Here is a 20984-nt window from a genome sequence, read left to right on the forward strand (position 1 = left end):
GTCAGATTGCAGGGATGTGATCTCAGTCGCCAAAGTAACTCGGCGCTTTGTAATACTCGACGATTTTCTGTGCCAGCCAGCCGCCATCGGTACCGTTGGACTGGATGCTGGTGATACTGACCGTCGAGCCGCCGCCCCACAATATCGAGAAGATATTGTAGTTGGTCAGATTATTGACCTGCGCCTGCCCCCAGTCATAGCCCTGATCTTTCTGCAAAAACTCGCCAACGGTTCTCACGCCGTAGTTCACCGGATTCAGTGCGGTATCACGCAACGCCTTCAGGACATTGTCGACATCAGTACCAATGCGTGAATCTCCCATCAGGAAGGTGCCGCCGGACGCAAAGTGGGCGCTGGAAAGCATGCTGGTATCTTCAGATTCTGTCGGCATATGGCCGCCAGGGATCTGCCAGATCATTGCCGGTTTGTTCAGCCCGCTGGCGGTGTATTTCACCAGATTCAGGTAGTTGAACCAGCTCGAGGCATTCCAGCTGTAATGCGCGATAGCATCCGGGCTGAAACAATCGCGTTCGAATTTATCGAATACGATAAAATCCGGTGCATAAGCGCCCTCGTAAACGCCCAGTTCATCCAGGTACGCCACCACCTGATCGGCGTACTCTCCCGGATCGACATCATCTTGCAACAACCAGTCGGCTCCGCCGGTTGCCCAGACGTTGGTCTGCCCGCCGAATGCGACGTCAGGCGCAAAGGTGTGGACGATGTAGTTTATCGCCTGCAGATAGCCGTATAGGCTATCGTCAAAATGCGGTAAAACCGGTGAGGTATATTTGAGGATTGGCTGGAGGTCGCTGACGGCCTTTTGCAGCAGCGTATTGACCTGAACGCTGTTAGCCTTACGCAGCGCGGCGTAACCGGACGGTTCCTGCTCCATTGCACCGAGGAAATCCGGATTCAGGACGAAGGTGGCGGGCACAGGATGATCTTTATCCTTATAGCTTTGCGCCGCCACGCACTGCGTGATGAAACTGCCGAAATGATTGCGCAGACGCTGAGTGTCGGCGAGATCGGATACCGCACTTCCCCCGCTGGCATTGGCCGTGTAAACCACCATCACCGGCATTACCGCAAGGCCATTCGCCAGTTCAATTTGACGCGCAACCGAGCAAGTCTGATGCACCGGCAACGTCTCCAAATCCAGGTAACCGTCGCCGTTACGGTCAACTTCAGCGGAAGGGATTGGATCACCACCGCCGTCAAAGCCGTCGTATTTGAACAATGCATCGACAGGTACACCTTTGTACGCAGTGACACTTGAGGCGGAGTTGACCGTCACGCCGCCGTGCGCCAGATAATCCGGCCAGCCGCGCACCTGCAAATCCACCCCTTTTTCAAAGATAAGGATCAGGCGTTTAGCACTTACAGACACGGTGACGACGGTGTCCGCCAGCGCAACATACTGACGCCCGCCGATGCTGAGTTTATCAGCATTGATGCGATATTCACCCGGCGCAACGGCGTAAGGGATAGTGAGTTCGCCTGAGCCGTAGAGGGTGAAATAGTATTGCGTCGCGCCGTCCTTGCTCACCATTGAGACATTAATTTTCTGGCTGCCCGCTGGCAAGCCTGTCGCCTGAAGTGTGGTGGTTATAAGCCCCGCATTGCTTACCTGTTTCGTCTGATAATCCACCGAGACCGCAACCGTTGACGCTTTATCCGGCGTGAAATTTTTTGCCGCGGCGGCGGCACTGAATTCAACATTATTGATGCGCGTGGTGTTGATTTTTGCCTGACACGTGACCTGATGTGTCAACCGGGTCACCAGCGTACTTTTTCCCGGCTCAATACTTTGGGAAACGGTCTGGGTCGCACCGGACTGGGTCAGGATAATATCGATGATGCCTTGTCTAACACTGGCGTTCGGCGTCAGAGAGATCTGCGCACTGGCGAAATACACCGGTGCGTCATAATTGATATTTACGATGCACGGCGAATTTGCAGCCGTCAGCGTCACCTTTTGCTGCGTTTTTGTCGGCGTCACCCGGACGCTTGCATTCTCGATCGGGTCAATCTGCAAGGTGTAGCTGGAATAACTCAGATTTTTAAGGCTGTTACGGCTGTTCCAGTCCAGGATGTGCGAGGTCTCCTCGCCGGCTGCGCTGGTGAGGAGCAGCGCAGGAGCACCGATCCCTTCCGCCGGTGAGGATGGAAGCACGACGATCAGCTCCCCCTGCCGTGACGGGTCGGCCAGCAATTTGACGGTGACAGTGCCGAACGTAACCGGCGTCTGCGTGGCGCTGAACGAGAAAGTTATTGTGCCCGTTTTGCCTGCGCCGACCAGCATATCGCCGCCCGCCAGCAGCGTCAGGGTATTGACCTCCAGCGGCCAGCCGCCGTCACGCTTGAGCGTTGGCGTACCACCAATAAGCGACCCGCTGAACGGGCTGAATTCGTCAGGATGACCGGTGGCGGAGAACTCGATTACCGCCTGCGTGAAATCAATCGTCTGCGACGTGGCGTTCGTCAGGCTCAGTGTCACAATCTGATACCAGCTTCCGGTATCAAGTTTACTGACGGATGCGCTGACGCTGGCCACGGCGGGTATCGGATCAGGCTCCGGCGTTGGGTCAGGCTCTGGCGTTGGGTCGGGCTCCGGCGTTGGGTCAGGCTCCGGCGTTGGGTCAGGCTCCGGCGTTGGATCAGGCTCCGGCGTGGGGTCGGGCTCAGGCGTTGGGTCAGGCTCTGGCGTTGGGTCCGGCTCAGGCGTTGGGTCCGGCTCAGGCGTTTGATCAGGCTCAGGCGTGGGGTCGGGCTCTGGCGTTGGATCAGGCTCAGGCGTTGGAGTGATCGGGTCGCTGTCATCACCGGTATTGGCCTGTTCGCCGGAAGCCAGCACCAGCAGCCATTCAGTGGCCTGGAATGGAACCTGACTCGCAGAAATATTAAACGTCAGCGTGGCGCTTTTTCCGGCGGCCAGCAACTCAGGCGCACCGTAAGCGAAATCTATGCGGGTCTTTTTCAGTGGCCAGCCGTCAACCACTGTGATAACCGGTGTTTTTCTTTCGGCCAGCGTCCCGCTGATCACACCATAGCTGTCCGGCGCGCCGGTGGCGGAGAACGTTAGTACAGCCTGATTAAGATCCACGGCGCTGCTGGCTGAATTGGTGAATGTCAGCGTGACCGACTGATACCAGCTGTCAGGATCGATGGCAGACGCGGTGACGTGTAAAGAGGAAAATTGCGGGTCAGACATGGGGTGAATCTCCTGAGTGAATTTCACCCAGCGTTGCACCAACCTGATGATTTAACGATAAATAGCGAGCACATTTATCTCACAATGACTCAATCATTTTCTTTGATGAGGAATGATAAATGTAAAAAAGGGCGCCGGAGCGCCCTTCTGTATTTCTTAACAAGCTTACTTCTGAGTTTGCGGACGCATTGCCGGGAACAGGATCACGTCGCGAATGGTATGACTGTTGGTGAACAGCATGACCATACGGTCGATACCGATGCCCAGACCCGCCGTCGGTGGCAGACCGTGCTCCAGCGCCGTCACGTAGTCTTCGTCGTAGAACATCGCTTCGTCGTCGCCTGCATCTTTCGCAGAAACCTGATCGGCGAAACGCTGCGCCTGGTCTTCAGCATCGTTTAGCTCGGAGAAACCGTTACCGATTTCGCGACCGCCGATGAAGAATTCAAAGCGATCGGTGATTTCCGGGTTTTCATCATTACGGCGCGCCAGCGGAGAAACTTCTGCCGGGTACTCGGTGATGAAGGTCGGTTGAATCAGCTGTGCTTCAGCGGTTTCTTCGAAGATTTCGGTGACGATGCGGCCCAGACCCCAGCTCTTCTCGATTTTGATACCGATAGATTCTGCGATAGCCGTCGCCTTGTCCAGATCGTCGAGGTCAGCAACGTTGGTTTCAGGACGGTATTTGCAAATCGCTTCACGCATGGTCAGCTTGGCGAAAGGTTTGCCAAAATCAAACGTCTGCTCGCCGTACTGCACAACGCTGCTGCCCAGAACAGATTCGGTCAGGGTGCGGAACAGGGTTTCGGTCAGAACGATCAGATCTTTGTAATCCGCGTACGCCATGTAGAGTTCCATCATGGTGAACTCTGGGTTGTGACGCGGAGAAACGCCTTCGTTACGGAAGTTACGGTTGATTTCGAACACGCGATCGAAGCCACCGACCACCAGACGTTTCAGATACAGTTCCGGCGCAATACGCAGGTACATGTCGATGTCGAGCGCATTGTGATGAGTAATGAACGGACGCGCCGCTGCGCCGCCCGGGATCACCTGCATCATTGGGGTTTCGACTTCCATGAAGCCGTTTTCCACCATGAAGCTGCGGATACCAGACATGATCTGAGAACGGATTTTGAAGGTTTTGCGCGAATCATCGTTAGCGATCAGATCGAGATAACGCTGACGGTAACGGGTTTCCTGATCGGCCAGTCCGTGGAATTTGTCCGGCAGCGGACGCAGCGCTTTGGTCAGCAAACGCAGTTCAGAACAGTGGATCGACAGTTCACCGGTCTTGGTTTTGAACAACTTACCGGTTGCACCCAAAATATCGCCCAGATCCCATTTTTTGAACTGTTCGTTGTAAACACCTTCCGCCAGATCGTCACGGGCAACGTAAAGCTGGATACGGCCGCCGACATCCTGCAAGGTCACGAAGGACGCCTTGCCCATAATACGGCGGGTCATCATACGACCACCGACGGTGACAGTGATGTCTAACGCTTCCAGTTCTTCGTTGGTCTTCTCGCCGTATTGGGCGTGCAGATCGTCAGAAATGCTGTCGCGACGGAAATCGTTCGGGAACGCGTTACCGGCTTCGCGCAGCAAAGCCAGCTTCTCACGACGAGCTTTCAGCTCGTTGTTAAGATCAGGGACGTTCTCTGTTGGCTGCTGCTCAGCAGGCGATTGTTGTTCAGACATGTTGGTTCCTTATAACCCGGCTTTCAAACTGGCTTCGATGAATTTATCCAGGTCGCCATCCAACACGGCCTGCGTATTTCGTGTTTCAACGCCTGTGCGCAAATCTTTGATACGTGCATCATCCAGCACGTAAGAACGAATCTGGCTGCCCCAGCCGATGTCAGACTTGTTGTCTTCCAGCTGCTGTTTATCCGCATTTTTCTTTTGCATCTCATACTCATAAAGCTTGGCTTTCATCTGCTTCATGGCCTGATCTTTGTTTTTATGCTGGGAGCGGTCGTTCTGACACTGAGTCACAATGTTGGTCGGAAGGTGGGTAATACGTACCGCAGATTCCGTTTTGTTGACGTGCTGACCACCCGCACCGGACGCGCGATAGACGTCGATACGCAGGTCGGCAGGGTTGATTTCGATAGCGATGTCATCGTCCACTTCCGGGTACACAAACGCGGAGCTGAAAGACGTATGACGACGGCCGCCGGAGTCAAACGGGCTTTTACGCACCAGGCGATGAACACCCGTTTCGGTACGCAACCAGCCAAAGGCATAGTCACCGATGATTTTGATAGTGGCAGATTTCAGGCCTGCGACTTCGCCGTCAGACTCTTCAATCACTTCCGTTTTAAAGCCTTTGGCTTCTGCCCAGCGCAAATACATACGCAGCAACATGCTCGCCCAGTCCTGCGCTTCCGTACCACCGGAACCAGCCTGAATGTCGAGATAGCAGCTTGCGCTGTCGTATTCACCGGAGAACATGCGGCGGAATTCCAGCTGTTCCAGCTTGGCCGTCAGTTGATCGACTTCTTCCACCGTTTCGTTGAACGTGTCTTCATCTTCGGCTTCCACCGCCAGTTCCAGCAAGCCGGTCACGTCTTCGACGCCCTGCAACAGCTGGTCGATGGTTTCAACGATGGCTTCCAGCGCGGAACGCTCTTTACCCAGCGCCTGTGCGCGTTCAGGTTCGTTCCACACGTCCGGCTGTTCCAGCTCGGCGTTTACTTCTTCGAGGCGTTCTTTCTTGGCATCATAGTCAAAGATACCCCCGAAGAACGACTGTCCGCTCGGACAGGTCCTGAATGCGGTTTTTTACCGGATTAATTTCAAACATGATTTTTTCGCGTCTTACGTTAGATTCGGAGTTGGCCCAATGCCATTCGAACCGCCAATTCTAACGGAATTAGCGGTCTTTTTATAGCAAGGAGCCGTTTTTTTGCAGGGTTTATTGCGGGCAAAAATCGCTTATTTCGGCCACAAATGTTGAATGATCAACTGAACGCTGCGATTTCCACGGAATTCATTGATATCCAACCGGTAGGCCAGTTGCACTTCGCGGATGCTGCTGTCAGGCCAGAACGTCGGATCGATATTAAACGCGATGCCGTCAAGCAGCGGACCGCCGCCAATTGGTTCAATCATCAGTTTCAGATGACGCTCTTTCAGCAGCTTTTGTTGCAGGATCCGGAATCTGCCGTCAAACGTCGGTTCGGGGAACGATTGCCCCCACGGGCCGCCGTCACGCAGCATTTCAGCGGTATCAATCGTCAGCTCCTGCGCAGCCAGTTCGCCATCCGACCACACCACGCCTTCGAGATACGAGGGATCCAGCCATTCGCCCACCAGCTCAGCAAAACGGTCGCGGAACTCGTCGAACTTTGACGCTTCCAGCGATAAACCTGCGGCCATGGCATGCCCGCCGAATTTCATCATCAGGCCGGGATTGAGCGTGTCGAGACGCTCCAGCGCATCGCGCATATGCAAACCAGCAATCGAACGGCCAGAACCTTTAAGGATCCCCTCGCCCGCCGGTGCGAATGCAATCACCGGGCGGTTAAAACGTTCTTTCAGGCGCGAAGCCAGAATGCCGACCACGCCCTGATGCCATTCCGGATGGTACATCGCCAGCCCGAACGGCAAGGCATCGGTCCCGCGCTCCAGTTTATCGCACAGCGCCAGCGCCTCGACCTGCATACCCTGCTCAATCTCGCGGCGGGTCTGGTTCAGGGCATCCAAATCGCTCGCCAGCGCACGCGCCTGTCCGATGTCCTCGGTGAGCAACAACGCCACGCCGACAGACATATCGTCAAGACGCCCCGCAGCGTTGAGCCGGGGCCCAAGTGCAAATCCTAAATCGCTGGCACCCAGGGTGCGGGCTTCGCGGCCCGCGACCTCCAGCAGCGCGCGAACACCAGGACGACATTTACCCGCACGAATGCGGTTCAGCCCCTGATACACCATGATGCGGTTATTGGCATCGAGCGGCACGACATCCGCCACGGTGCCGAGCGCCACCAGATCCAGATGTTCCGCCAGATTCGGCGGCGTGATGCCGTTTTGTTCGAACCAGCCGCTGTCGCGCAGCGCACTGCGCAGCGCCAGCATCAGGTAAAACGCCACGCCAACGCCCGCCAGCGATTTGGAGGGAAACGCGCAGCCGTGCAGATTCGGGTTAATGATCGCGTCGGCATCAGGCAGCGTATCACCTGGCAAGTGGTGGTCAGTGACCAGCACCTGAATGCCTTTCTCGTGCGCCAGCGTAACGCCCGCGTGCGAGGAAATACCATTATCGACGGTCAGAATCAGCTCTGCACCACGCGACGCCGCCTGCTCGACCACTTCCGGGCTTAAGCCGTATCCGTCTTCGAAACGGTTCGGCACCAGGAAATCGAGATTCCCGCAGCCCATACTGCGCAAGGACAGCAACGCGAGCGCGGTGCTGGTCGCACCATCGGCATCAAAATCCCCGACGATGATAATGCGCAGCCGCCCGGTCAGCGCTTTTTGCAACAGCTTCACGGCGTCATCGATGCCATCAAGTTGCTGATAAGGCAGCATGCCGCGCACGCTGCGCTCCAGCTCCTGACTGTCTTTCACCCCACGAGAGAGATACAAGCGGCGTAATAACGGAGAAAGTTCGGCGGGAAGTTCCACACCGGTCGCGGCCTCACGGCGGCGAAGTTGGGTCTGCAAGGTCACGGAAAATCAACCACCGGTTTTATGTGAAGGGTCACGCTGATCGAGCATGGCGGCCATTTCTTTTGGCGGCTGATAACCTGGGATCAGCGTACCGTCTTCCAGCACAATCGCTGGCGTGCCGGTCACACCGAACTGAACGCCCAGCTCAAAGTGTTTTGCAATATCACTGGTTTTGCAGCTGGCCGCGACGATGTCGTCGCCGCGCATGGCCGCATCAAAGGTGGTATTGCGGTCGCCGGTACACCAGATCGACTGCATGTCTTTCTCAGTCTTAGAGTTCAGTCCCTGACGCGGGAATGCCAGGTAACGCACGGTGATCCCGAGATCGTTATAGTCTTGCATCTGCTGGTGCAGTTTGTGGCAATAACCGCAGGTGATATCGGTGAACACGGTGATCACATGCTTTTCGTTTTTGGCCTTGTAGATGATCATTTCGTTTTTCAACGCATCCATCTTTTTCACCAGCGCTTTATTGGTCACATTGACCGGCTGAGCGCCGCTGACGTCATACATCGGCCCCTGCAAAACGTGTTTGCCGTCTTCGGTAATGTAGATAACGCCGCTGTCGGTAGAAATCGCGCGCAAGCCGTTGACCGGTGTCTGCTGAATATCGGCATTTTTCATGCCCAATTTATTCAGCGTGGCTTTGATTGCCGCATCATCAGCATGCACCGCGGAGCTCATACACACGGCAATCAGGGTGAGCAGCAGTAAACCTTTTTTCATCATTTCGTCCTTTTTCCCGACATCACGCGCGGGGATGATGTTGTTGATGTAGCTGTTTGAGTCGTTCAGTCGCTACATGCGTGTAAATTTGAGTGGTCGATAAGTCACTGTGACCTAACAACATTTGTACCACGCGCAAATCCGCGCCATGGTTAAGCAAATGAGTGGCAAAAGCGTGGCGTAATACGTGGGGAGATAATCGCTCTGCATCAATACCCGCAAGGATCGCATAGTGTTTGATGCGATGCCAGAACGTCTGACGGGTCATTTTCTGCGCGCGGTTGCTCGGGAAAACAATATCGAGCGATTGTCCGTTGAGCAGCCACGGTCTTCCATGCTCGAAATAATTCTCCAGCCAGTACACGGCTTCTTCTCCCATCGGTACCAGCCGCTCTTTGTTTCCTTTACCAATGACACGCACCACGCCTTGTCGCAGACTGATATCACTGAGCGTCAGCCCGACGAGTTCGGAAACACGTAAACCGGTGGCATACAGCAGTTCGAGCATGGCTTTGTCGCGCAGCTCAAGTGGCACATCGACACTTGGGGAAGAGAGCAGTGAACTGACCTGCGCTTCGCTGAGATCTTTTGGCAGGCGCTGCGGTAATTTGGGCGAAGAAAGCAGCGCCGTCGGGTCGTCCTGACGGACGGATTCACGGTTCATATACTGGAACAGGCGGCGCATCGCGCTGAGTAAACGCGCTGAACTGGTCGCTTTGTAACCGCCTTCCACCCGTTCGGCGAGAAACGATTGCAGGTCTTCGGCGCTCACGTTCAGCAAATCCGTGTTGTTATGGTGCAGCCAGCCGCTCAGGGATTTCAGATCCTGACGGTAGGACGCCAGCGTATTTTCTGCGAGGTTGCGCTCAATCCACAACGTATCAAGAAACTGTTCCATCAGGCTCTGATCGGCCTGATTGACCGCTTCGTCAGCCGGCTCAGGGTTATCCCCATGACGGGCCACATTATCTTGTTTTGGCATCCTGATTCCTTTTGCGCAAGTGCACACCGCGCGATGGGCATACGATGCCATTATGACGGAATACAGCCCAAATCTGCTACACTCCATGCCATTCGTATTCTTATGACGTAATGGCAACTAGTATGAAGATTGGACTTTTCTACGGCTCCAGCACCTGTTACACCGAAATGGCCGCGGAGAAAATTCGCGATATTTTGGGCGAAGAACTGGTGGATTTGCACAACCTGAAAGACGTTGATCCGGACAAAATGCAAGACTACAGCGTCCTGATCCTCGGTATCCCGACATGGGATTTTGGCGAGATCCAGGAAGACTGGGAAGCCGTCTGGAATCAACTTCCTACACTTAAACTGCGTGGCAAAATCGTGGCGATGTACGGCATGGGCGACCAGCTCGGTTACAGCGAATGGTTCCTCGATGCACTCGGCATGTTGTACCACCAGCTGGTGCCAATGGGCGTTAAGTTTATTGGTTTCTGGCCGACGGAAGGTTTTGAATTCACCAGCCCGAAACCGCTGAGTGCGGACGGCAAACATTTTGTCGGGCTGGCGCTCGACGATGTGAATCAGTTCGATCTCACCGACGAACGCCTCCAACAGTGGTGTGAGCAGATCCTGCTGGAAATGGATGCCCTGCTGTAACCTTTAAGACGTTTCAGCGCCGCCTTTAGCCCTGTTTTTCCGGGGCCGGAGGGCGGCTGTTGAGCAGTATCTGCCGCAGGCGCCGCCACTCTTCCACACTCATGCTGTCCGACGCTAACCACAAACGCTGCCGCGAACTGCGCATAGCCTGCGCCAGACCGCCTTTGCGTTTTTCACGCCGCAGAGAAAGCAGCGCGCCGTGGCTGACCATCCACACCGGATGGCGAAGCTGCCATTCATGGCCGCGCCATAAAAGACGATTCTCATCGAGCAAAATCACTTCGCCGGTGCGGGCTGTGATGCGCCGCTGGCTGCGGATGCATTCAAACAGCACCAGCAACAGCAACGTCATCCAGGCGGGCCAATAGCCTGCGGGCCAGGGTGCCAGCAAAATCAGTAACATCACGCCGCCGTAGCTGCCGAGTGAAATCAACTGACTGCGCCATGACACCCGCAAATCACATCGCCACAGGGCCACGGTCTTTATTTCGTGTCTGAATGAGCGCGACCATGCGTTGTAATTCAGCGTCTTGTGGTGCGCCGTGATTCATCAGCCAGTTAAATAAATCGGGATCATCACTGGTCAGAAGACGGGCAAACAGAGTTTTATCTACCTCGTTGAGCGAATCATATTCATGCTCGAAAAACGGCATGATTGAAATATCCAGCTCGCGCATTCCGCGACGACAGGCCCAGTGAATTCGTGATCTGTTATTGATATCCAGTTGGTTTTTGCTTTCCATAACGAGACTCTTTTGTAGGGACGAAACAGGAATTTTTTCGATTCTAACAGCCGCTTGGCCTGTAAAGTAACTTTTCGCTGCCTTGTTTTGTCAATCTACGTGATGTGCCGTAAAACCTGATGCAAACCTGTCGCTCTGTTTACATTCTCCGGAAGGCATCCCGTAAAAGGCACCAATAACTGTTTTCAAAGGCGGTGGCCTCTTTTACCATGAGGCATCAGTCACATTTCATAGACCGGGATAAGAAAATGGCTCACGAATTTCCGTTTCCACCGCAAAAACCTTCGGCGTCTTCCCATCTGCCCCTCACCCTGATTTCGCTGGAAGACTGGGCAATGGTCACCATAACCGGCGCGGATACGATGAAATATCTGCAAGGTCAGGTCACAGCCGACGTCGACGCGCTGGCTGCCGATCATCATGTGCTCTGTGCGCACTGTGATGCCAAGGGCAAAATGTGGAGCAACCTGCGCCTGTTCAAACGCGGGGACGGCATGGCGTATCTTGAACGCCGTAACCTGCGCGATACACAGTTAGCTGAAATTAAAAAGTATGCGGTGTTTTCCAAAATCACCTTTACCGCCGATGACGACGTGGTTCTGCTTGGCGTAGCCGGTTTTCAGGCCAGCGCCGCGCTGACCGGATTGTTCTCGACGCTGCCGACCGCTGAACAGCCCGTGGTGCAACAGGATGAAACGACCCTGCTGCACTTCTCTCTGCCTGCCGAACGTTTTCTTATTATCACCAGCCCGGAAAAAGCCCGTCAGGTGGTGGAAGAGCTGGGTGAACAGGCGCAGCGTAATGACAGCCAGCAGTGGCTGGCGCTGGATATTGAGGCCGGTTTCCCGGTAATTGACAGCGCCAACGCGGTTCAGTTTATTCCGCAGGCGACGAACATTCAGGCACTCGACGGCATCAGCTTCACCAAAGGCTGCTACGCCGGTCAGGAGATGGTGGCGCGCGCGAAATACCGTGGCGCGAATAAACGTGCGCTGTTCTGGCTGTCCGGAAAAGCCAGCAAGGTACCGGCTCCGGCGGACGATCTTGAGATGCAGCTCGGTGAGAACTGGCGCCGTACCGGCACGGTGTTAGCGGCAGTGCAGCTCAACGACGGTACCGTTTGGGTTCAGGCGGTGCTGAATAACGATCTGGAGGCGGATACCCTTCTTCGCGTTCGTGAAGATGCGGCCAGCCAGTTGAGCATTCAGCCGCTGCCGTACTCACTGGAAGATACGAAGTAATCGCTTAAAACGCTCCGTTGCCGCCTTCATCTTTGCAATGAAAAGAAGGCGGCAAATATTTCGATTCCGGCGCGGTCAAGCTTCGTGATGTTTACCCTTCTGTCTCAGCAAATCGACGTACGCCTGATCCACCAGTTCCTGGCGATCAATACCCAGCCGCTCAAGTAAATCTTCTGCAATCGCAATGCCCTGTTCCGGCATTTCGTCCTCCGCGAGCACCACTTCAAACTCCAGATAATCCCCCAGCCCTTTCACCCGATCCAGATGCAAACGGGTTTGCCCGGCCATAAACAACGTGCGCTGCTTTATCACCCGACCGGCCGCGCCATACGCCAGCGTCAAGGTTTCGCGCAGACTGTCGGGATCATGCGTTTCAGAAAGCTGGTAAAAACTGGTTTTCGGGCCAGCCTGGTCAGGGCGTTGATAAAAAATCAGCTCACCGCGATCTGCCGCCAGCGTACGCAATTTCAGACGCCCGTGCGGACAGATAAAAAAGGTGTCGTCCTGATCAATAATGTCCGGCAGGCCGTCGCTTATCAGCGCCAGTTTTTCATACATCGCTGAAAAATCATCAATCCTGACTTTAATTTCAATGTTTCTCGCCATCTGTCACTCCCTTAAAAGTACATGTTTTTCTACACGGAAAAATCAATAACCCATGCCTCTACAATGACATTCTACGAAGCATGCGCAAATTCTTTGTCACACCTTCACGTATTTCTTTCCATTAGCAGATAAACTCGCAGCATCGGGTGTTGCATGCACCTTTCACATCACGCCAGAAAAGGCCGGAGGCCAGGGTCCAGAATGATATGGATTATGCTTGCTGCAATTGTTGTGGTTTTTATTGTGGGTTATTGGTTCATGACGGCAGACACCCGTAAAGCGAATGAGTCACTCGCCAGTCTGTTGAAAATCAAACCGGTTTACATTGATTCCATGCTGCTGGAAATGGGCAAACGGCAGAGCCAGATGTTTATCCGCTCGATAAGCGGTGGGTATGCGGAAGAGATCCGCAAAGCGGCTTACGTGGTCTTTATCTATCACACGTTTATCAAAGATGCGTCGGCTGAAAATATTATCCGCTGGCGCAATATTCTGGTGCGCGCGCATCTTCCGCCGCAGCTGAGCAGCGAACACGCCGAGCTGGCGCTGTTTTACTTCGCAGAACTGGATATCGAACCTTTCGAACTGGCGCAGTTCCGCCGCGATTACAACGAAACCTATAATCAGATCCATCTGGTATAGATGCAAAAAAGCCGCTGGATCAGCGGCTTTTTCTCGTCATCGATCTGTGACTGGTTACCTGAAACCGATCATCTGAACACGTTATCCAGATAACTTGCCAGGATCTGACGTGAACTGAAACCGTGGCAAATGCCGTAGTAGGTTTCGTTTTCGCTGGAGACATCCAGCGGGAAATTCTTATAGGCATCGCTGCTACGAAACGACGCGGTAGGCTCGGCAAAACGCTCACTGCGTTCTTTCATCGCCGGGTGTATTACCAGGGCAGTCCGGCCAAACCGCGCTTCCCGGTTCACATACACGTAAAACTCGCCACGGCGATAACCGTAAGCTTTATCATCAATATAATCGCGCTCAAATCCTGATGTTTCTAAAACGCGTGCCACTTCATCTGGCCGTAAATACATGGTTGCTCCTCGCTTCTTTAACCGCAAGGCGACCTTACCGCAATAACTCTGCCAGACAATGCATTTATCCCCAATTTTGGCGCATTTAGGATTTATCTAAACACGCCAAAAGGGCTAACTGTCCGGGTGTTTACGTGAAGTCCGCAACCAGAGCCTGAGAGTCAGCAGCCACGCAATGACCACCATAAACGCAGCGGCCAGATAAATCGACGGCGTCCCCAGATGCGCGATCAGCAAGCCTGCTACTGGCCCGGTGATCCCCAGCCCTAAATCGAGGAATGCCGAATACAACCCCAGTGCCGTTCCCTGATTCTGCGGCGGCACCTGTTTGACCGCCTCGACGCCGAGCGCAGGAAAAACCAGCGAGAAACCGGAGCCGGTGAGGAATGCGCCGAGCTGCACAGTGATGGGATCGGTTCCCATCCAGATCATCAGTAAGCCTGCAATTTCAAAGACAAACGACACCAAAGACACACGCAAGCCGCCAAACCGGTTGATCGCATTGCCAAATACCAGACGTGTGCCGACAAAACCGAGGCTAAATAAGGTGAGCGTAAATGCCGCACCGCTCCAGCCTTTATCGGCATAGTAAAGCGTAATAAAGGTGGCGATCACCCCGAAACCGATCGTGCCAAAGCCCAGTCCAAGACCGTAGAGCCAAATTCGCCCGACCACCGATTTGAAGGCGATCCGCTTGCCTGCCGTGACCGAAATCGCCGCTTTTCCGCAGGCAACCACGGCGGCTATGACTACGGCGATGACGATAAGTCCCGCCACGCCCGCCAGCCCGAAACCATGATTGAGTATCACCCCCAGCGGTGCGCCGACGGCCATCGCGCCGTAAGTTGCAACACCATTCCATGAAATCACCCGCGCCGTGTGTTTCGCGCCTACCGCGCCAATCCCCCACAGCGTGGTGCCGGTGCTGCCGAAACTTTCCCCGACGCCGAGGAAAATTCGCGCCACGCACAGCAGCAGTAAACTCGCCAGTGAAGAATGCGCAAAAACAAATGCCAGCGCATAGAACACACCACTCATGCCACAGCAGATCAGTCCGAAAATCACCACTCGTTTCGGGCCAAGCTGGTCGGCATAACGTCCGGCGTGAGGGCGACTGACCAGCGTCGAGAAATACTGGACGCTGATAATCAGGCCAGCCAGCACCGAGTTATAACCAAGAGTGTTATGTACAAATCCCGGTAAAACGGCCAGCGGCAGGCCAATCGTCAGATAGACGACAAAGGTGAAAAGCATAAACGACAGAATGCGTTTATTGAGCTGGAGATTTGAGCGAAGCGTGCTTAAAGACATGGGCAAACCGGATGTGAACACTGAGAGTGGAATCAACAGTATAAACGGGTTTTGCCGGTAAAACGGGGTAAAAATGTTATCGGCTGTAACGTCAAACTCAATTGCGGAAAAATCTGATCCGCGTCACGTAAAGCCGCGCCGTGCATGACTTTTTTCACCCGCCTCATGGTCTGTTTATCCCCGAAAATACAGGCAGATGTTCTCGAGGAACCATCCGGTACAGGATTTTGGTCTATGCTTTAAGCATCAGTTTTAAACATCAGTAAAAAAACTGAAAAATATCGTTCAACAAGGAGAGACCGAATGTTTAACAAGAAAACAGACAAAGTAGAAAAAAGCATTGATCAGGACGTGACCTTACTGGCTGACACGCTGGATGAAGTGCTTCAGTCAGCGGGCAGTAAATCCAAGGATGAACTGGACAAACTTCGCAGCAAAGCTCAGGGCGTATTACGTGATACACGCGCCCGTTTTAACGGCGATAAAATCAGTCAGCACGCCCGTGATGCTGCCGCCCAGGCCAATGATTATGTAAAAGATAATCCGTGGTATGGCGTCGGTGCCGGTGCTGCAATCGGTATTGTGATCGGTGTCCTGCTGGGACGTCGCTAATCACGAAAGAGCAATTTAAGGTATCCGTTCCTGTGTCGGGATTCATAAGATACCAGCGCTGCTCCCTCATTGCGGCGCGATTGCTAAAAAGACGACGGAGCCCACGGGCTCCGTTTTCTATTTCTGGAATGTGCAAACCACTGTCGCCAGCCGTGCTGCCAGCGCGTGCGCCTGTTCCTGTGAAGAGATATTCGGAAAGCCCATCAGCAAACCGTTTGGGCGTAACGCATCGCCCCGCTCGCGGCGTAAAACCTGCCAGTCGGACAATGCCTGCACTGCCAGCCCCTGCTCGCGCGCGCTCCTGGCGATCGCCGCATCATCAAAATTTTCACTGAGTCTGGCGCATAGCTGAATGCCGCCGATCTGATCCGTCACCTGCAATACCTCTGCGCCAAAGGCCGCCGTCAGCGCCTGTTCAAGATAGCCCCGACGTTCGGCGTACAGCTGACGCATGCGTTTCAGATGCCGGTAAAAATGCCCCTGCTCGATGAATTCTGCAATGCTGCTTTGCAATACAGGCGGCGTGCCGCAGATACGCAGCGGGCAGTAAGCCTCAAGCTTATCCACCAGACTTTCCGGCACCACCACGTAGCCGCAGCGCAGCGCAGGGAACATCACTTTGCTGAACGTTCCGGCGTAAATCACCCGCCCCTGCGTATCCAGACTTTTCAGTGAAGGCAGCGGCTGGCCGTGATAGCGGAATTCGCTGTCGTAATCATCTTCGATTATCCACGCCTGCTGTCTGGCCGCCCAGTCAAGTAACGCCATGCGGCGCGAGAGGCTCATGGTTACGCCGGTCGGGCTTTGATGCGCAGGTGTTACCACAGCAAAACGCGCCTGCGGATGCTCTTTCACCGCCTGCGGCACGTTCATCCCTTCGTCATCGACATTCACCGCCATCGGCACGGCCCCCGCCGCGCGGAAAAATGCCTGCGTCACCGGATAACCGGGGTCTTCAAGCCATACTCCGTCGCCCGGCTGTAGCAGGCTGCCGATAATCAGATCCAGCACCGGCGCATAACCGGCGCAGATAAAAATCTGTTCCGGACGGCAGGTAAAACCCCGGGAAAGTTGCAGGTAACGCGCAATGGAATGGCGCAGCGATTCAACGCCGGTCAGAGGGGGATGACCGAGATCGTTAATGGCAGTATGACGGATTTGCCGCGAGACGATACGTGACCAGATAGCGCGGGGAAAAGCGTCAAGCGCGGGTAATCCGAGCTGAAAAGGCAGCGAAGAGACGGAAGGCAACATCGGGTTGATCGGCCTGCGCGCATTGGTTTCGCGAACCGGCGAAGGCGCCGGTGAGGATAAGCTTTCCGGCGCGCTGACTACCGTTCCCGCCTGACCGCGGCTTTGCAGAAAACCTTCAGCGGTTAGCAGGCCATACGCATTTTCCACCGTGGCGCGCGCCACGCCGAGTTCGCTTGCCAGCGCCCGAACGGAAGGCACGCGGCTGCCGCGCGCCAGCTGTCCTTCCATGATGGCGGCTTTGACTCGCTGATAAATCTGCCGGTAAAGGGGTGCATGACGCTTTGAGTCGAGGTGAAAGGCAAGGCTGAAGCGGCTCATCATGACCTGCTTAAATAGACATTTTATGGCTCTGTAGTATAGACCATGCACCGCGTAAAGTGGCGGGTATAGAGACGCGCTGTGCGTCTTCCTTCAACCGGGAAATCACTATGAATACGCTTCGCCTGCCCTACTTCACCCTGTCTTCTTCTGTGATGGAACCGATGGTCGCAGCACTCGGCGCGCTGGAAAAAGGTCCGCTGGATAATGTGATTATCGAGCTGGTATTCCTGCGCGTTTCACAAATAAATGGCTGCGCTTACTGTCTGGATATGCATTCGAAGGCATTGCGTAAAATGGACGTTGCCCAGACCAAACTGGATCAGCTGGCGGGCTGGCAAGTAAGCCATGCATATTCTGAGCGTGAACGTGCCGCGCTGGCATGGGCAGAATCAATCACACTGGTGGCGGCAACCGGCGCACCGGACAGCGCCTTTGAGCCGCTCAAAGCACAGTTCAGCGAAGTGGAAATCTCAGAATTGACCTTTGCGATTGCGGTAATGAATGCATTCAACCGTCTGGCCGTCGGTATGCGCCAGTAACCTGATCGCTCACTATTTAAACTTTATTTGAATCTGAAAAAGTTTTCGCCTCACAGCCCGCATCCTGCGGGCTTTGTTGTTTTTGCAATAAGCATTTTTGAAATATCTACATATTGTGTGGTTGAATATTTTAATTACCACATCTAGTATTCGATCCATCGGGACGCCATGAAGGCACCGACTCTCGTGCCTGATCCCCGGCAAAAGCAGCGCCGCAGCGGTCAGGCAAAAATTGTCTCTGATTTCTTACCAAATGGAAATACGAATCATGAGCATTATTATTTACAGTAAACCAGACTGTGTCCAGTGCAATGCGACGTACCGTGCATTAGATAAACATGGCATCGCCTATGAAGTGATCGATTTGACTCAAGATGTGCAGGCGCTTGGCCAGGTTCGTGCGATGGGTTATCAGCAGGTTCCGGTCATTGTCGCCGGTGACGATCACTGGTCCGGTTTTCGTCCGGACAAAATCAGCGAACTGCGTCAGCTCCAGAACGCGTTCTGAGGATCGGCGGATGAATCCGTTGGTCTATTTCTCCAGCAGTTCCGAAAACACACATCGTTTCGTCGGCAGAACCGGATTGCCGGCGATCCGCATTCCGATTAACCGTCAGCCTGAAAAATTGCGCGTGACTTCACCGTACATTCTGGTGGTCCCGAGCTACGGCGGCGGGTCGGCCAAAGGCGCAGTGCCGACACAAGTGATCCGTTTTCTGAACGACGAACATAACCGTTCACTCATCCGCGGCGTTATCGCCGCCGGGAATACCAATTTCGGCGCAGCGTATTGCATAGCCGGTGACATCATCGCCCAGAAGTGTCAGGTACCTTACCTGTACCGCTTTGAATTGCTGGGTACGCCGGAAGACGTTGCAAAGGTTACACAGGGAGTTACTGAATTTTGGCAACGACAGAACTGAATCTCACCGAGGCGGACACCTCCAGCCCCGATTATCACGCGCTCAACGCCATGCTGAATCTGTTCGATGCCGAAGGCCGCATCCAGTTCGATAAAGACCGGCTGGCTGCACGTCAGTATTTTCTGCAACACGTGAATCAAAATACGGTGTTTTTCCACAATCTGGCGGAGAAATTACGCTATCTGGTGGAAGAGGGTTATTACGAAGCCGCCGTGTTAGATCAATACGCTTTCGACGACATCAAGGCGTTATTCAAACAGGCTTACGCCAAAAAATTCCGCTTCCAGACCTTTCTGGGCGCATTCAAGTATTACACCAGCTACACGCTGAAAACCTTCGACGGCAAGCGTTACCTTGAGCGTTACGAAGACCGCGTGTGCATGGTGGCGCTGACGCTGGCGCGCGGCGATATCCAGCTTGCCGGGCATTTCGTGGATGAGATCATTTCCGGGCGCTTCCAGCCTGCGACGCCGACGTTCCTCAACTGCGGTAAAAAACAGCGCGGCGAACTGGTCTCCTGCTTCCTGCTGCGTATCGAAGACAATATGGAATCCATCGGCCGCTCGGTGAACTCGGCGCTGCAACTGTCCAAACGCGGCGGCGGCGTGGCGTTCATGCTGACCAACATTCGTGAAGTTGGCGCGCCGATTAAGCGTATCGAAAACCAGTCTTCCGGCGTGATCCCGATAATGAAGATGCTTGAAGATGCGTTCTCCTACGCCAACCAGCTCGGCGCGCGTCAGGGGGCGGGCGCGGTCTATCTCAACGCGCATCATCCGGACATTCTGCGTTTCCTGGATACCAAACGCGAAAATGCCGACGAGAAGATCCGCATCAAAACGCTGTCGCTCGGCGTGGTTATTCCGGATATCACTTTCGAGCTGGCAAAAAATAACGAAGACATGTACCTGTTCTCGCCATACCACGTCGAGAAAGTCTACGGCGTGCCGATGTCTGAAATCAGCATCACCGAGAAATACCGCGAGATGGTGAATGACAAGCGCATTCACAAAACCAAGATCAACGCCCGCGAGTTCTTCCAGATTCTGGCGGAGATTCAGTTTGAATCCGGCTATCCGTACATGATGTTTGAAGATACGGTGAACCGCGCCAATCCGATCAAAGGTCGCATCAACATGAGCAACCTGTGTTCGGAGATTTTGCAGGTGAATTCGCCGACGATTTACGGCGAAGATTTGTCGTATCAGCAGGTTGGCAAAGACATTTCCTGTAATCTCGGCTCACTGAATATCGCTTCAGCGATGGATTCACCGGATTTCGGTCACACCGTAGAAATGGCGGTACGGGCGCTGACGGCGGTTTCTGACATGAGCCACATTCGCTCAGTGCCGTCTATCGACCAGGGGAATCAGGATTCGCACGCCATCGGCCTCGGCCAGATGAATTTGCACGGTTATCTGTGCCGCGAGCGGATTTATTACGGTTCCGAAGAAGGTCTGGATTTCACCAATATCTACTTCTGCGCCGTGGCGTTCCACGCGATCCGCGCCTCGAACCAGATCGCCATCGAGCGCCAGCAATCCTTCAAAGGTTTTGCCGATTCGACCTACGCCAGCGGCACCTATTTTGAAAAATACGTCGATGACGCGCAGGCAGATAAATGGCAGCCAAAAACTGAGTGCGTACGTGAACTGTTCGCGGATGCCGGGATCCCAATCCCGACCACCGCAGACTGGGCGGAACTGAAAGCATCGGTGATGCAGCACGGGCTGTATAACCAGAATTTGCAGGCGGTGCCGCCGACCGGTTCGATTTCGTATATCAATAACTCGACGTCGAGTATTCACCCGATTGTGTCCCGCGTGGAAATCCGCAAAGAGGGCAAAATTGGCCGTGTGTATTATCCGGCAGCGTTTATGACCAACGACAATCTGGATTACTACCAGGATGCCTACGAAATCGGCCCGGAAAAGATTATTGATACCTACGCCGAGGCCACGCAGCACGTCGATCAGGGGCTGTCGCTGACGCTGTTCTTCCGCGATACCGCCACTACGCGCGACATCAACAAAGCGCAGATTTACGCCTGGCGTAAGGGCATCAAGACTATTTATTACATCCGTCTGCGTCAGATGGCGCTGGCAGGCACCGAAGTTCAGGGCTGCGTGTCCTGCACACTTTAAGGAAGAA

20 protein-coding genes are annotated in these 20984 nt (G+C 54.3%); 8 read left to right on the plus strand and 12 right to left on the minus strand.

Annotation, left to right across the window (positions count from 1 at the left end; genetic code table 11):
- Nucleotides 1–22: 22 nt before the first annotated feature.
- The 6 genes from ACMHLI_RS19535 to xerD form a co-directional block, all read right to left on the minus strand.
- Entirely contained in the window at nucleotides 23–3214 is a 3192-nt protein-coding gene (locus ACMHLI_RS19535; RefSeq protein WP_413530908.1) for a chitinase, read from the minus strand.
- Between the two features lie 165 nt (nucleotides 3215–3379).
- Nucleotides 3380–4915, minus strand: coding sequence for a lysine--tRNA ligase (gene lysS / locus ACMHLI_RS19540; protein WP_413530909.1), 1536 nt, complete (start codon nucleotides 4913–4915; stop codon nucleotides 3380–3382).
- A 9-nt stretch (nucleotides 4916–4924) separates the two neighbouring features.
- Nucleotides 4925–6023 (minus strand): peptide chain release factor 2 gene (prfB, locus tag ACMHLI_RS19545; protein WP_112165874.1). Its coding sequence is split into 2 segments (ribosomal slippage): nucleotides 4925–5947 and nucleotides 5949–6023, totalling 1098 coding nucleotides; the frame shifts between segments, so codons are not numbered across the junction.
- 131 nt (nucleotides 6024–6154) lie between these two features.
- Complete coding sequence (gene recJ, locus ACMHLI_RS19550) at nucleotides 6155–7888, minus strand: single-stranded-DNA-specific exonuclease RecJ (RefSeq protein ID WP_413530910.1); 1734 nt, start codon at nucleotides 7886–7888, stop codon at nucleotides 6155–6157.
- Between the two features lie 6 nt (nucleotides 7889–7894).
- Nucleotides 7895–8614, minus strand: a complete 720-nt coding sequence (gene dsbC, locus ACMHLI_RS19555; RefSeq protein ID WP_413530943.1) for a bifunctional protein-disulfide isomerase/oxidoreductase DsbC — start codon at nucleotides 8612–8614, stop codon at nucleotides 7895–7897.
- Between the two features lie 22 nt (nucleotides 8615–8636).
- Nucleotides 8637–9596 carry a site-specific tyrosine recombinase XerD gene (xerD, locus tag ACMHLI_RS19560; RefSeq protein ID WP_413530911.1) on the minus strand — a complete coding sequence of 320 codons (960 nt, stop codon included), beginning with the start codon at nucleotides 9594–9596 and terminating at the stop codon, nucleotides 8637–8639.
- A gap of 122 nt (nucleotides 9597–9718) precedes the next feature.
- Here xerD and fldB point away from each other — a divergent pair, with 122 nt between their 5' ends.
- Nucleotides 9719–10237 carry a flavodoxin FldB gene (gene fldB / locus ACMHLI_RS19565; protein WP_112165866.1) on the plus strand — a complete coding sequence of 173 codons (519 nt, stop codon included), beginning with the start codon at nucleotides 9719–9721 and terminating at the stop codon, nucleotides 10235–10237.
- 25 nt (nucleotides 10238–10262) lie between these two features.
- On the opposite strand, the gene ACMHLI_RS19570 is transcribed toward fldB, so the two are convergent.
- A complete protein-coding gene (locus ACMHLI_RS19570; protein WP_413530912.1) occupies nucleotides 10263–10715 on the minus strand; it encodes a protein YgfX in 453 nt (150 codons plus the stop codon).
- Nucleotides 10696–10962 (minus strand): FAD assembly factor SdhE, encoded by a 267-nt coding sequence (gene sdhE, locus ACMHLI_RS19575; protein WP_413530944.1) that lies wholly within the window; start codon nucleotides 10960–10962, stop codon nucleotides 10696–10698. The genes ACMHLI_RS19570 and sdhE overlap by 20 nt, the downstream gene beginning before the upstream one ends.
- 266 nt (nucleotides 10963–11228) lie before the next feature.
- Between sdhE and ygfZ the strand changes: the two genes are divergently transcribed.
- Entirely contained in the window at nucleotides 11229–12221 is a 993-nt protein-coding gene (ygfZ, locus tag ACMHLI_RS19580; protein ID WP_413530913.1) for a tRNA-modifying protein YgfZ, read from the plus strand.
- 75 nt (nucleotides 12222–12296) lie between these two features.
- Here ygfZ and ACMHLI_RS19585 read toward each other — a convergent pair whose 3' ends face one another.
- Nucleotides 12297–12827: a class IV adenylate cyclase gene (locus ACMHLI_RS19585; RefSeq protein ID WP_413530914.1), complete on the minus strand. Its 531-nt coding sequence runs from the start codon at nucleotides 12825–12827 to the stop codon at nucleotides 12297–12299.
- Nucleotides 12828–13028: 201 nt separating this feature from the next.
- Here ACMHLI_RS19585 and ACMHLI_RS19590 point away from each other — a divergent pair, with 201 nt between their 5' ends.
- Nucleotides 13029–13469: a DUF1198 domain-containing protein gene (locus ACMHLI_RS19590; RefSeq protein ID WP_413530915.1), complete on the plus strand. Its 441-nt coding sequence runs from the start codon at nucleotides 13029–13031 to the stop codon at nucleotides 13467–13469.
- A gap of 68 nt (nucleotides 13470–13537) precedes the next feature.
- Here ACMHLI_RS19590 and ACMHLI_RS19595 read toward each other — a convergent pair whose 3' ends face one another.
- Nucleotides 13538–13873, minus strand: a complete 336-nt coding sequence (locus ACMHLI_RS19595) for a DUF2002 family protein (RefSeq protein ID WP_413530916.1) — start codon at nucleotides 13871–13873, stop codon at nucleotides 13538–13540.
- 114 nt (nucleotides 13874–13987) lie between these two features.
- Nucleotides 13988–15184: an MFS transporter gene (locus ACMHLI_RS19600; protein ID WP_413530917.1), complete on the minus strand. Its 1197-nt coding sequence runs from the start codon at nucleotides 15182–15184 to the stop codon at nucleotides 13988–13990.
- Nucleotides 15185–15487: 303 nt separating this feature from the next.
- Between ACMHLI_RS19600 and ACMHLI_RS19605 the strand changes: the two genes are divergently transcribed.
- A complete protein-coding gene (locus ACMHLI_RS19605; protein WP_112165850.1) occupies nucleotides 15488–15796 on the plus strand; it encodes a DUF883 family protein in 309 nt (102 codons plus the stop codon).
- A 117-nt stretch (nucleotides 15797–15913) separates the two neighbouring features.
- Here the strand turns inward: ACMHLI_RS19605 and ACMHLI_RS19610 are convergent, their stop codons facing one another.
- On the minus strand, nucleotides 15914–17368 hold the full coding sequence (locus tag ACMHLI_RS19610) for a PLP-dependent aminotransferase family protein (protein WP_413530945.1): 1455 nt from the start codon (nucleotides 17366–17368) through the stop codon (nucleotides 15914–15916).
- Between the two features lie 110 nt (nucleotides 17369–17478).
- Between ACMHLI_RS19610 and ACMHLI_RS19615 the strand changes: the two genes are divergently transcribed.
- From ACMHLI_RS19615 to nrdE, 4 genes are all read left to right on the plus strand, one after another.
- Nucleotides 17479–17910, plus strand: a complete 432-nt coding sequence (locus ACMHLI_RS19615) for a carboxymuconolactone decarboxylase family protein (RefSeq protein WP_413530918.1) — start codon at nucleotides 17479–17481, stop codon at nucleotides 17908–17910.
- Between the two features lie 268 nt (nucleotides 17911–18178).
- Nucleotides 18179–18418 (plus strand): glutaredoxin-like protein NrdH, encoded by a 240-nt coding sequence (gene nrdH, locus ACMHLI_RS19620; protein ID WP_413530919.1) that lies wholly within the window; start codon nucleotides 18179–18181, stop codon nucleotides 18416–18418.
- A gap of 10 nt (nucleotides 18419–18428) precedes the next feature.
- Entirely contained in the window at nucleotides 18429–18833 is a 405-nt protein-coding gene (gene nrdI, locus ACMHLI_RS19625; RefSeq protein ID WP_112165841.1) for a class Ib ribonucleoside-diphosphate reductase assembly flavoprotein NrdI, read from the plus strand.
- Nucleotides 18815–20977, plus strand: a complete 2163-nt coding sequence (nrdE, locus tag ACMHLI_RS19630) for a class 1b ribonucleoside-diphosphate reductase subunit alpha (protein WP_413530920.1) — start codon at nucleotides 18815–18817, stop codon at nucleotides 20975–20977. Before nrdI ends, nrdE begins: the two co-directional genes overlap by 19 nt.
- Nucleotides 20978–20984: the final 7 nt, after the last annotated feature.

Origin of the sequence: Rahnella inusitata, from assembly GCF_965118895.1 — a bacterium.
GTDB lineage: Bacteria > Pseudomonadota > Gammaproteobacteria > Enterobacterales > Enterobacteriaceae > Rahnella > Rahnella inusitata_A.